This is a genomic window from Streptodolium elevatio (genome assembly GCF_053592165.1).
Genome location: NZ_JBSFVE010000019.1, coordinates 173,205 through 185,395, shown reverse-complemented (window position 1 = coordinate 185,395; position 12,191 = coordinate 173,205). Strand labels below are relative to the sequence as shown.

10 protein-coding genes and 1 pseudogene are annotated in these 12,191 nt (G+C 71.2%); 1 reads left to right on the top strand and 10 read right to left on the bottom strand.

Annotation, left to right across the window (positions count from 1 at the left end; all coding sequences use genetic code 11):
* Together ACWD12_RS30260 and ACWD12_RS30255 are read right to left on the bottom strand one after the other, a co-directional pair.
* Positions 1–692 (bottom strand): annotated as a pseudogene (locus ACWD12_RS30260) (hypothetical protein); the annotation flags it as partial.
* Between the two features lie 346 nt (positions 693–1,038).
* Positions 1,039–1,422: a winged helix-turn-helix transcriptional regulator gene (locus ACWD12_RS30255; RefSeq protein ID WP_450102208.1), complete on the bottom strand. Its 384-nt coding sequence runs from the start codon at positions 1,420–1,422 to the stop codon at positions 1,039–1,041.
* A 104-nt stretch (positions 1,423–1,526) separates the two neighbouring features.
* Here ACWD12_RS30255 and ACWD12_RS30250 point away from each other — a divergent pair, with 104 nt between their 5' ends.
* Positions 1,527–1,922, top strand: coding sequence for a PPOX class F420-dependent oxidoreductase (locus ACWD12_RS30250; RefSeq protein ID WP_450102207.1), 396 nt, complete (start codon positions 1,527–1,529; stop codon positions 1,920–1,922).
* Between the two features lie 24 nt (positions 1,923–1,946).
* On the opposite strand, the gene ACWD12_RS30245 is transcribed toward ACWD12_RS30250, so the two are convergent.
* The 8 genes from ACWD12_RS30245 to ACWD12_RS30210 all read right to left on the bottom strand — a co-directional run bounded on the left by ACWD12_RS30245 (position 1,947) and on the right by ACWD12_RS30210 (position 12,160).
* A complete protein-coding gene (locus ACWD12_RS30245) occupies positions 1,947–3,869 on the bottom strand; it encodes a TIGR03960 family B12-binding radical SAM protein (RefSeq protein WP_450102206.1) in 1,923 nt (640 codons plus the stop codon).
* Positions 3,870–4,054: 185 nt separating this feature from the next.
* A complete protein-coding gene (locus tag ACWD12_RS30240; RefSeq protein WP_450102205.1) occupies positions 4,055–6,157 on the bottom strand; it encodes a hypothetical protein in 2,103 nt (700 codons plus the stop codon).
* 72 nt (positions 6,158–6,229) lie between these two features.
* On the bottom strand, positions 6,230–7,312 hold the full coding sequence (locus tag ACWD12_RS30235) for a lysylphosphatidylglycerol synthase transmembrane domain-containing protein (protein ID WP_358356712.1): 1,083 nt from the start codon (positions 7,310–7,312) through the stop codon (positions 6,230–6,232).
* Complete coding sequence (locus ACWD12_RS30230) at positions 7,309–8,583, bottom strand: acyl-CoA reductase (protein ID WP_450102204.1); 1,275 nt, start codon at positions 8,581–8,583, stop codon at positions 7,309–7,311. Before ACWD12_RS30230 ends, ACWD12_RS30235 begins: the two co-directional genes overlap by 4 nt.
* Positions 8,580–9,680 (bottom strand): LuxE/PaaK family acyltransferase, encoded by a 1,101-nt coding sequence (locus tag ACWD12_RS30225; RefSeq protein WP_358356708.1) that lies wholly within the window; start codon positions 9,678–9,680, stop codon positions 8,580–8,582. The genes ACWD12_RS30230 and ACWD12_RS30225 overlap by 4 nt, the downstream gene beginning before the upstream one ends.
* Complete coding sequence (locus tag ACWD12_RS30220) at positions 9,677–11,161, bottom strand: AMP-binding protein (RefSeq protein ID WP_450102203.1); 1,485 nt, start codon at positions 11,159–11,161, stop codon at positions 9,677–9,679. Before ACWD12_RS30220 ends, ACWD12_RS30225 begins: the two co-directional genes overlap by 4 nt.
* Positions 11,158–11,925, bottom strand: coding sequence for an SDR family NAD(P)-dependent oxidoreductase (locus tag ACWD12_RS30215; RefSeq protein WP_450102202.1), 768 nt, complete (start codon positions 11,923–11,925; stop codon positions 11,158–11,160). Before ACWD12_RS30215 ends, ACWD12_RS30220 begins: the two co-directional genes overlap by 4 nt.
* Positions 11,918–12,160, bottom strand: a complete 243-nt coding sequence (locus ACWD12_RS30210) for an acyl carrier protein (protein ID WP_358356703.1) — start codon at positions 12,158–12,160, stop codon at positions 11,918–11,920. Before ACWD12_RS30210 ends, ACWD12_RS30215 begins: the two co-directional genes overlap by 8 nt.
* Between the last annotated feature and the right edge of the window lie 31 nt (positions 12,161–12,191).

Genomic DNA, 12,191 nt, shown 5'->3' with positions numbered 1-12,191 from the left:
CCGCGCCAGATCTGCGCGAACGGCCACACGAGCCCCTTGCCCAGCAGCACCAGCCCGCGCGCGAGCCAACCACCGAGCCACATCAGCCCGCGCCAGATCTGCGCGAACGGCCACACGAGCCCCTTGCCCAGCAGCACCAGCCCGCGCGCGAGCCAACCACCGAGCCACATCAGCCCGCGCCACAGCTGCACGAACGGCCACGCGAGGACGCCGCCGAGCCGCCGCAGTCCACGGCCGACGGCGCGCAGCCCCGCGCCAAGTTTGCGGAACACCCACGCGAACCCGCGGCCGACGGCCTCAAGTCCGCGCCACAACTGCCGGAACGGCCAGACGATCGTGCGTCCGCACCAGCGCAGCGCCTGGCCCAGGTGCACGAACGGCCAGGCGATCACGCGCCAAATGCCCTTCAACGGCACCGCGAGCACGCGTCCGAACGCCTTGATCCCGCCCCAAACCGCGAGCGCCGCACCCCGCACCAACTGGAAGGGCACAACCACGACGAACGCGATCACCCGAAGCGGCCACAACAACCACCCGGGTGCCTTGGGCGCAGCGTCCTCGACCGGCTCTTCAGCCGCGGGCGCATCCGATGGGGCGTCGTCGCGCTTGACGAGATCGACTTCCGACGGCCGCCGCGCCTCGGGCACATCCGTACCCGTCACCGCTGGTAAACGTTCGTCCTTTCCGAACACAACCCGACGTGTCGCCTCGTCGTCCGCAGGCGTGTCGCCGACCCACCCGGGGCGGTGCCCCGAGCCAGAGTCCCCCTGTGTCATACGCCCTCCCCCCGAAAGCCTTGACACCCCGTCAGGACGTGTCGGTCCGAGCCGCTGGTTCCACCGAAGCCCGGAACGGTACACGAACCGTCAATGTCCCCAAGCCGGACCCCGCCCGCCAAATCCCCCTTTTCGAACACCGCGGTCCAAGCACGCCGCAGAACCCGGCTGTCGATCAGCGTGGCCCCCGCGCCCCGAACCGCCTCACGAGCACCAGCCCACAGCAAAAACGCATGGTCCGAACGACGTACGCGCCCTCGGTTCACTCGGCCGCGCGGTCGTACGCGTCCCGCGAAGCAGCCACGGCCGGCTCGTGCCGCTCGGCCCATGCGATGAGTCCGGACAGGTACTCGTACAGCTCCCGCGCCATCTCGGTCGCCTCGTACTCCACCTTCGGCGGCACCGTCGGATACACCGTGCGGGTCAGCAGGCCGTCGCGTTCCAGGCCGCGCAGCGTCAGGGTGAGCATGCGGCGGCTGACGCCGGGGATCGCCCGCTCCAACTCGGTGAAGCGCACGGGCCCGTGGTGGGCCTCCATGAGGATGCTGATGCTCCACTTGCCGCTCACCCGGTTGAGCACGTCGAGCACCCGGCATGCCTGGGTGACCTCGGCCGACTCCGTTACACAGATGTTCCGCCGTGACATGAAAGTGCCTCCTTCCGCCGGCCCCCATGGTCACCCAAGATGGGGGCCGTAACAAGAAGTGCCCCAAGGGGCGCGCGAATCGCACCAACGGAAGCGGGAGCACCATGTCCACGACCCTCGACGAGCCGACACGCAAGCTGCTCGGCGGCAAGAACTTCGCGACCGTGTCGACCCTCACCGCCGACGGCGGCCCTCAGGCCTCGGTGGTCTGGTACCAGCGCGACGGCGACACGCTCGTGTTCTCCGCGACCGAGGGCCGGGCGAAGGTACGCAACCTGCGCCGCGACCCCCGTGTCAGCGTCACGGTCTTCGACCTGGACAACCCCTACCACTCGGTCGAGCTCCGGGGCACCGCCGAGATCGTCCCGGACCCGGCGAAGGAGCTGCCGCTCGCGCTCTCGCTGAGGTACCTGGGCGAGGCCCCGCCGCCGGAGCCCGACGAGATCGCCCGCGTGGTCGTCCGCGTGACCCCGGCCAAGGTGAACAGCTTCTCGGTCTGACCTCCCGCGCAACCCGACCGTGCGCTACTTGACCGACAGCGGCAGGAGCTTCTTGCCGGTGGGGCCGATTTGGATCTCGGTGTCCAGTTGGGGGCATACGCCGCAGTCGAAGCAGGGGGTCCAGCGGCAGTCGTCAACCTCGACCTCGTCGAGGGCGTCCTGCCAGTCCTCCCACAGCCAGTCCTTGTCGAGGCCGGAGTCGAGGTGGTCCCAGGGGAGCACCTCGTTCCAGTCGCGTTCGCGGGTGGTGTACCAGTCGACGTCGACGGGGTCGTCCGCGAGGGCCTTCTCGGCGGAGCGCATCCAGCGCTCGTAGCTGAAGTGCTCGCTCCAGCCGTCGAAGCGGCCCCCGTCCTCCCAGACGGCGCGGATGACCTTGCCGACGCGGCGGTCGCCGCGCGAGAGAAGGCCCTCGACGATGCCCGGCTTGCCGTCGTGGTAGCGGAAGCCGATGGACTTGCCGTACTGGCGGTCGGCGCGGATCGCGTCGCGGAGCTTCTGGAGCCGCGCGTCGGTGGTCGCGTGGTCGAGCTGCGGCGCCCACTGGAAGGGCGTGTGCGGCTTGGGGACGAAGCCGCCGATCGAGACGGTGCAGCGGATGTCGCGGTTGCCGGAGACCTCGCGGCCCTTGGCGATGACCTTCTTGGCCATCTCGGCGATCTGCAGGACGTCCTCGTCGGTCTCGGTGGGCAGGCCGCACATGAAGTACAGCTTCACCTGGCGCCAGCCGTTGCCGTACGCGGTGGAGACCGTCCGGATCAGGTCCTCCTCGCTGACCATCTTGTTGATGACCTTGCGCAGGCGCTCGCTGCCGCCCTCGGGGGCGAACGTCAGACCGCTGCGGCGGCCGTTGCGGGTCAGCTCGTTGGCGAGGTCGATGTTGAACGCGTCGACGCGGGTGGACGGCAGCGAGAGGCCGATCTTGTCCTCTTCGTACCGGTCCGCGAGGCCCTTGGAGACCTCGGCGATCTCGGTGTGGTCGGCGGAGGACAGCGACAGCAGGCCGACCTCCTCGAAGCCGGTCGCCTTGAGGCCCTTCTCGACCATCTCCCCGATGCCGGTGATGCTGCGCTCGCGCACCGGACGGGTGATCATGCCGGCCTGGCAGAAGCGGCAACCGCGCGTACAGCCCCGGAAGATCTCGACCGACATGCGCTCGTGCACGGTCTCGGCCAGCGGGACCAGCGGCTGCTTGGGGTACGGCCACTCGTCGAGGTCCATGACGGTGTGCTTGGACACGCGCCACGGCACACCCGAGCGGTTCGGCGCGACGCGCTGGATGCGGCCGTCGTCCAGGTAGTCGACGTCGTAGAAGCGCGGGACGTACACACCGCCGGTGGCCGCGAGGCGGAACAGCAGTTCGTCGCGCCCGCCCGGCGAACCCTCCGCCTTCCACGCCCGGATCACGTCGGTGATCTGCAGCACCGCCTGCTCGCCGTCGCCGACCACCGCGGCGTCGATGAAGTCCGCGATCGGCTCGGGGTTGAACGACGCGTGCCCGCCGATCAGCACGATCGGGTGGTCCTCCGTCCGGTCCTTCGCCTCCAGCGGGATGCCCGCCAGGTCGAGGGCGTTGAGGAGGTTCGTGTAGCCGAGCTCGGTGGAGAAGCTGATGCCGAAGACGTCGAACGCGCCGACCGGGCGGTGCGCGTCCACGGTGAACTGCGGGACGGAGTGCTCGCGCATGAGCTTCTCCATGTCCGGCCACACCGCGTACGTGCGCTCGGCGAGCACGTCCGCGACCTCGTTGAGCACCTCGTAGAGGATCATGACGCCCTGGTTGGGCAGGCCGACCTCGTACGCGTCCGGGTACATGAGCGCCCACCGCACCGAGGCGGCGTCCCAGTCCTTGACGGTCGAGTTCAGCTCCCCTCCGACGTACTGGATGGGCTTCTGCACGCGGGGCAGCAGCGGCTCCAGGCGCGGGAACACCGACTCGACGGGCATGGCGCAGCCTCCGGCGGGGGCGGGGTGAGAGATGGGGGAACAGCCTCCCAGCCTAACGCCTGCCCGAACCTTCCCGGACTGCGTCGCCGGAGGGCGGCGCGCGAGCCGGTGCGGCAGCAGGCGCGTACGCCGGCGCCGAGTGCGGATCATCCCCGCGCCCGGCGCCCGCCGAACACCTTCGCCGACTACCTCTTGACCGGTGCCGGAACCGGAGCCGGTGCGGGCGGCGGCGGGGGCGCCGGCGCCGGGATCACACCCCGGGTGCCGTACTTGTCCGCCAGCCAGACGATTTCGACCTTGCTGCCGGGAGTCTGGTCCACTGCCGCCTGGAGGCGCGTGGCCACGTGCGGCTCGAACGTCACGATGCGCAGCTCGCGGTCGGTCTGCCGGATGTACGTCTCCAGGTTGTCCACCCAGCGCTGGGCGGCCGCCCAGTACGTGAAGACTTCCTTCTCGCCGCCCCGCTTGGGCAGCTCTTCGCCGATCTTCATCGTCAGGCCGAGGTGGTGGTTGATCGCCCCCAGTTCCAGGTTGGCGATCACATTGCCCCACGGCCACCCGACGATGACGAGCGTCGGCTTTCCGTCGCCGATGAGGCCGGCGTTGTACATGGTGCGCAGTTCGCGCGCGATCGGCGTCTGGGTCTGCGGCTTACCGGCCATCCAGACCGCGCCCCACGTGGTGTCGTACGCCGGGCGCCCGGCCACCATGACGGGCTTGTTCCACGCGATCGCCCCGGTCGCCAGCACCCCGGCGAGGGCCGCCGCCACGACGGCGACCCCGGAGACGGCGCGCCGCTGCCGGCGGCCGAGTGCGAGCTTCACGCGCGGCACGTTGAGCAGGAGCATCGCCGGACCGACCGCCAGGCAGGCGAACAGCACCCCGGCGTGCACGTACTTCTCGCTGTAGTACGAGTTCGCGCCGGTCTTCAGGTGCTGGTACACCGTCACCAGGACCATCGCGGAACCCACCGTGAACAGCTGCCAGGCCATGGCGCGGTTCGAGATCGAGCGGCGCGCCTTGCCGAAGACGTACGCGATGATCAGCACGACGGCGACGGCGGCCAGCATGCGGCGCGAGGTCAGCTCGGCGAACCCGGGCACGAGCAGGTGCTCGGACGGGTTGAGGGTGCCGAACAGGTAGGGCGCCAGAGCCGGGATCAGGGCCAGCGGGGACACCGCGGCCGCGACGATGAACGTCCACTTGTTCAGGAGGCGGGCGCGGAACAGCCACAGGGCTCCGACGGCGCCCACACCCATGACCGGCAGGAAGAGCGGATACGAGAACGCCACGCCGACGATGGCCATAGTGAACAGGAGTACCTGCTCGCGCGGTCGGTTGGGGTACCGGACCAGGACCGCGGTGCCCATGACCAGGAAGACCAGGCCGATCAGCTCCGAGTCGAAGCCCGACCAGACCAGCCAGATCATGATGCCGGAGCACATGAAGCCGCCGACCACGCCGAGCGTCAGACCGCGCCGCCATCCGGCGACGGCCGGGCCCGCGACCCAGCGCGCGCCCCACACGACGGCCAGCACGAGGATCGCGTAGCCGGTCGTGGCGTACCAGAAGTAGCGCTGGAAGGCGCCGGTGTTCGTGCCGCTGTCGACGTCGGAGCGCAGGAAGATGTCGAGGAACGAGTAGAGGTACGCGGCGCCGTTCGGGTAGTTCTCCGCGAAACCCGAGTCCAGGAAGGGCTTGGCCTGGTCCGGGTTGATGAACGTGAACCCGCCCGTGGTGTGGATCGCGTCGAACATCGTGTAGTGGCGGATGCGGTCCCCGGTGGAGTTCATCGAGAAGTACGCCAGGTTCCACTTGAAGCCCCTGCCGAGGGCCGGCCAGGCGACGACCAGCCAGGCCGCCACCGCCGCGCCGACCACCATCAGGTCGGAGCCGCGCAGGCGCAGCGGCAGGCTCGGCGTGCGCTTGGCCGCGGCGCCGGCGATGACCAGCACCGACAGGATGAAGCCGGCGACCGGCACCGGCTCCAGGCCCCACGGCCAGACCGAGAACACCAGGCCGGACGACAGCAGGATGCCGGCCAGCAGGGCTGCGCCGATCATCAGCCGGTCCAGCAGGGTCCCGCCGGCCCGCAGCAGCGACGAGGTGACCAGAAGCATCACCAAGAGCAGCAGGGCGTCCGCCTTGACCGCGTGGGTCGCCAACGGCAGCAGCCACGCCAGGGCCAGCAGCTCCACGACGCGGACGGCGTACGGCTGCTTCAGCCAGATCCGACGCACCGTACCCCACTGCTCCGCGGGGAAGCGCTTGCCGGCCGACATCAGCATCAACGTGCTCCTTGAAGTCTCTGCGGTGGTGGGGCCGGTGCGCGGGGCCTGGCTCCGGTGATCCGCGGCGTGTCAGTCGCGCGCGGGCGGCTCGTTCGCCGTGCCGGATCCCGAGGAAACGCCGGCCGCCGCCTTGGGCGCGGAACCGGCGTCCACCGGTCCGGCGGCCGCCGCCGCGTCCCGCTCGGTGCGGCTGAGCGCACGGCGCCCAAACAGCGCCGCGACACCGGCGGACACCACGTCGGCGACGGTGAACATGAGCCGCGACACCAGCGCGAGGGCGACCGCCTCGCCGCGCGGCATCGTGGACGCCAGCGCGGCGACGATGACCAGCTCGCGCACGCCCGCACCGGACGGCAGAATGAACGCCACCACGCCCAGGGTCAGGCCGACCGCGATCGCGCCCACGCACAGCATGACCATCGACAGGTCGGCGGACGACACGGACTTCGCGAGCAGCCACAGGTGCAGGCCGAGGAACGCGTACGACAGGACCGTCAGACCGGTCAGCTTGGCGACCAGCGGCCAGGTCAGGCGCAGCGTGACGGGCGGGCGGCGCAGCAGCTTGAGGACGAACTCGCCCGACTTGGCGAGCATCCGCGGGTGCAGCCACACCAGGCCCACCGGCACCAGGAGGAAGACCCACGCCGCCTGCGGAGTCTCGTCGAGCAGCAGCGGCAGCGCCATCAGGCCGAGGACCAGCGAGATGATCGACGAGACCGCGACGTACATCAGCGTCGCGGTGAACAGCCGGGCACGCGACACCTTGGCCTTGCGGCCGAGTTCGAGTTGGAGGACGTACGCCCAGACGGAGCCGGGCAGGTACTTGCCGAGCTGGCTGACCAGCATGATGCGCGCGCCCACCGCGTATCCGGTCGGGCGGCCCATGCTGTCGACCAGGGTCTGCCAGGTCAGCCAGCCGAACGTCATGCCCAGCAGCAGCGAGATCCCGCTCGCCGCGACGCCGTACCACGGCATCTTGCTCAGCGTGTCGCTGACCTCGCCCCAATGGCTGTACGCCATGTACGCGATGCCGCCGATGGCCAGCAGAAGCAGGAAGGGGCGCATGATCGCGATGAGCCGCGCGGCTCTGCGCATCCACACCTTGGCCGTGGAATCCGGGGTCGCGACGGGTTCCGTCGCCGTGCTGGTCACCGCCGCGCCTGAGTGGGAGCGGTGCCGAGTGTGGTGATCCGGGTGAACTCGCGCGGCAGGTCGTAGCCGTCCCATATAGGGGCGAACGACAGCGCCGACCCGAAGGGCACGATGCGGTCGATCCCGCGGCCCGCGACGGCCGCGGCGAACTCGGCCAGCTCGTCGGCGTCGAACCCGTAGTGGCTCAGCGTCTGGTCCTTCCGGCCGAGCATCGGGACGAGGTCCGTGAGCCGGGCGACGGTCGCCGTGGGGAACGCGCCGGCGCCCAGCCAGCCGCGCGGCACGTCCAACGGGCGCGCGAGCTCCAGGACGGCGAGCGCGTCGCCGGCCGCGAAGCCGAGCGAGGACGCGCGGCCCTGGGCCGCCTCGCCGTACGCCGCCACGCGCTTGTGCACCGCCATCGCCGGGTCGGGCAGTTCGCCGCGCGAGGCCAGCAGTGCCTCCAGGCGGGTGAACAGGTCGCGGCGCGCCTCGTCGGCGGCGGCATCTGCCCCGACCCAGTACAGCGCGCGCGGCGAGGCGCACGCGGCCTGGTCGAACCAGTAGCTGTCGTTGTAGAGGTCCAGCACCGCCTTGTCGCGGTCCTGCGGGGTCGCGCGCAGCCACGCGGCGGCCGAAACGACCGCGAACGACGCGCGGTCGGGGAAGGTCAGGTCGCGGGCCGCGGGGGCCAGCGGGGCGCGGCGCACGGCGTGCACCGACTGGTCACCGCCCCACACGACACGCAGGTCGCAGGCCGCCGACAGGGCCTCGGTCATGCGGTCGTCGCGGTCGTACGTGATCATCCGCTGGGTCGCCGCGACTGCCGGGTGGGCGTCCGCGAGGGCGGTGCCCAGGCGCTCCAGGATCACTTCGGCGGCGGCACCCGAACGCGGCGAGATGCGCACGATGTTGCGGTTGCCGGTGAGGGCGGCGAGCGCCCAGGCGTACACGAAGATCGTGTCGACGTTGGCCGGTGGGATGTGGAAGATCAGGCCGCGCGGGAAGCGCAGGATCTTGGTGTGCGCGCCGACGCCGACTCCGGGGTCGTTCAGCCGGGTGAGCTGTGCGGCCAGTTCGCCGCGGCGCAGGAAGAAGCCCAGCGGCGCCAGTTCGGGGTGGCGGCGGACCAGCGCGGGGTCGAGGAGCGTACGGCCGAAGGCGGTGAGGAAGTCGACGATGCGCGGGTCCCCCACGACCAGCGGACCGTCCGGGACCTCCGCGTCGACCTCCGCGAGGAGGTCGGGGAGCGCGCGCGGCGGCCCCTGCGGGAAGCGCTGTCTGATCATCATGCGGCCTGCACCCCTTGCGGTTCCGGCACGTCCTGCGGTGCCGAGAACGTGTCGCTGCAGCCCCGCGCCTCGGCGCGCGGGAGGCGCCCGAGTACGGAGAACCGCTTGCCCGGCCAGTGGCCGTCGTCGATGCCGTGCACGACGCCCAGGTCCTCGGTCAGCAGCACGTGTCCCGGGTACGAGCGCGGCAGCGAGCTGACAACCTCGATCACGCCGGGCGTGCCGATCGGCTGCTCGGCCCAGGTCTCCGGGTCGCGCACCACGATGTCGGCGAAGTCCGGGCAGTACAGGGCGTCGCCCTCCGGGCCCTCGACGAACACGGTGCCGATCTGCTCGACCATGCCGTAGTAGTTGTGGATGCGCGTGAGTCCGGTGTCGGCGGCGAACCGGGCGCGGAAGGTGGCATTGTCCACCGCGCGGTCGGCGAGCTTCTTCCAGCCGCCGGAGTGCACGAGGATGCCGTTCGACAGGTCGAAGCCGTGTTCGACGGAGACCTCGTACAGGTACTGCCACACCATGAAGGTGAAGCCGAAGATCAGGAACGGCTTGTCCCCGTACGCGGTCAGGAACTTCGCGATCGCGTCCGGGTCGGGCCTCTCCTCGGCGTCCAGCGCGTAGGCGTGGTTGCGGCCGAACCCGGCCATGCCCAGCACGCCCGCGCCGCGCGCGGAGAACGACAACCGGTTCTTGACGAGGCCGGAGCTGTCGACCATGAGCATCGGCAGCCGCTGCTTGCCCAGCACCGCCTGGAGCGTCCGGCTCAGCGCGCGGACCTGGTTTCCGGCCGCTTCCTTGTCGAGGTAGATGCGCGAGACCTCGGCGCCGGTGGTGCCCGACGACGTGAGGGTCTTGAAGATCTCCTCGCGCGGCACGCTGGCCAGGTCGTGGTGCTTGAACAGCCGGACCGGCAGCCAGGGCAGGTCGGCGATGCGGTCGGCGGCGCGGCCGGACGGCACGTCGAGTGCGGACAGGATGCGGTCGTACGGCTCGCAGTTGGCCCGGTGGTGCTCGGTCAGGGCCAGGAGCTCGGGCAGCAGGACGCTCTCGCGCTCGGCCTGCGTGCGTCCGAAGACGAAGTCCGCTGCGGCGCCGGTCATACCCCAGCCTCCAGTGCGCGGTAGTCGATTTTGCCGCTGGCCAGCAGCGGCAGCGCGGGCACGGTGCGCACGTCGAAGCCCGAGGAGTGGACGCGCAGCCGCTCGGCGAGCGCCCGGCCGGCCGCCCGGCAGCCGTCCTTGTCGGCGCCTTCGAGCCACACGATGATGCGGTCGTCGCCGGGGACCGCGGCGGCGACTCCGTGCACGCGCAGCATGTCCTCGAGGTCGTCGAGGCTGACGCGCGTGCCGAAGACCTTGCCGATGCGCTTGAGGCGCCCGGTGATGGTCAGGAATCCCTCGTCGTCGAGACGGCCGAGGTCGCCGGTGGCCAGGACGCCGCCGAGGTCGTCGCCGCGGGCGAGGTCGTCCTCGGACTCGGCGTAGCCCATCATGACGTTCGGCCCGGTGTAGACGACCTCGCCGATGCCCTCGGGGTCCTCGGGGCCGTCGTCGTCGAGCGGGCGGATGGTGAACTCGCCGCCGGGGATGGCCTGTCCGGCGGTGCCGAGCTTGTCCGCGAGGCGCTCGGGCGGCAGTACGGCCATGCGCGCGGTGGCCTCGGTCTGGCCGTACATCACCACGAGGCGGCCGCCGACCTCGTCCATGCGGGCCGCGAAGTCCTTGACGAGCGTGCCGCGCAGGCGTCCGCCGGCCTGGGTCAGGGTGCGCAGCGCGGGGTGCTCGGCGGGCGCGAAGCCGATGCGGCGCAGCATCTCGTAGTGGTACGGCACGCCGGCGAAGCTGGTGGCCTGGTGCTCGTCGACCGCTTCCCAGAAGGTGCGGGACAGAACGCCGTTCGCGTCGACGAGGAGGGTTGCCCCGACGACGAGGTGGCTGTTGAGCACGGACAGGCCGTAGCTGTAGTGCAGCGGCAGGCTGGTGGGCGCGACCTCGGCGGGGCCGAGGTTCAGCGCGGTGGCGATCGAGCGCGCGTTCGCCAGCACGGCGCCGCGCGAGAGGCGGACCAGCTTGGGGTTGCCGGTCGAGCCGCTGGTGGTCAGCAGCACCGCGAGGTCGGGGTGCACGCCCGCGCTATCGGCGTCCTTGCGGACGAAGCCGGTGCCGGCCGCCGCGCGGTAGCCGGTCGGGGTGGGCCCGTCGGCGCCGGTGACGGCGGCCGGGCGGAACCGGGCGATGAGCGCCTCGAGCGCGGTGCGGTCGAGCGCGGGGTCGAGCAGCAGGACGGCACGCCCGGCGGAGAGCGCGCCGAGGTAGCCGAGGATGCCGGGCACGTCCTGGCCGGTCAGCGCGAAGACGATGCCGTCCGGCAGGCCGGCGAGGCGGTCGGCGGCCTCGTTGATCCGGGCGCGCAGGTCCGCGCCGGTGAGGCGGCTGCCGTCGGTCCCGTCGACGAGGGTCACGCCCGGGTGGACGAGGAGGTCCGCGAGCGTGCCGCCGGACGCGGGGTCGGCGGCCCCCTCCGCGGGGCCTTGGGCGGAGTCGGAGGTGCCGGGCGAGGCCGGGCCGGACGCGTTCGTCACAGGACCATGCCTCCGTCGACCCCCAGGATCTGTCCGGTGACGAATTCGGCGTCGGTACCGCACAGGAAGCGGATCGCGCGGGCGACGTCCTCCGGGGTCCCCACGCGGCCGAGCGCGGTGTCGGCGGTACGCCGTTCCACCACCTCGTCGGGGACGTTCGCGATCAGGTCGGTGCGGATCATGCCGGGGGCGACCGCGTTCACCCGGATGCCGTGGCGCCCGAGTTCCTTCGCGGTCGACTTGGTGAGGGCGGTGACGGCGCCCTTGGACGCCGCGTACACGCTCTGCCCGGCGCTGCCGCGCTCGCCGACGATGGACGCCAGCAGCACGATCGAGCCGGTGCGCTTGCGCATCATGACGCGGGCCGCCGCCTGGAGGCACGTGATGGTGCCGACGACGTTGGTGTCGAGCATGCGGGAGATGTGCTCGTCGCGCATCATGCCGACAAGCGCGTCCTCCATCGCCCCTGCATTGGCGACGAGGCAGTCGATGGCGCCGTATTCGCGGGCCGTTCCGGTGAAAAACGCGCGGACCTGGGCCGAATCGGTGACGTCGAGCGCGTGGCCGGCCACCACGGTGCCGTGCTGTGCGGCCAGTTCGGCGGCGCGTTCCTTCGCGGCCGCCTCGTCGCGCCCGGTCAGCACGACGGTGGCGCCCTGCTCGGCGAGTGCCGAGGCGGTGGCGTGCCCGATGCCCCTGGTGCCGCCCGTGACCACGCAGATCCGGCCTTCGAACGCCCGGTCGCGGGTCACGCTGTCAGTCACCCTGGCCCATCTCCCGGAGCATGTCGTACGCGACCTTGAAGGCGTTCATGTCGATCACCTGGTCGGTGTCGAGCTGCACGTCGAACTCGTCCTCGATCGCCGCGACCAGCACCATGTGGCCGAGGGAGTCCCACTTGTCGATCTCGCGGTAGCGGAGGTCCTCGATGCTGGTGGTCTCGGGGTCGAGGTCGAGCGCGGACGCGAAGACGCCCTTCAGCCGTTCCTTGGTGGACATGCGTCCCCTTCTCTTGCCTTCGGCGGTTCGA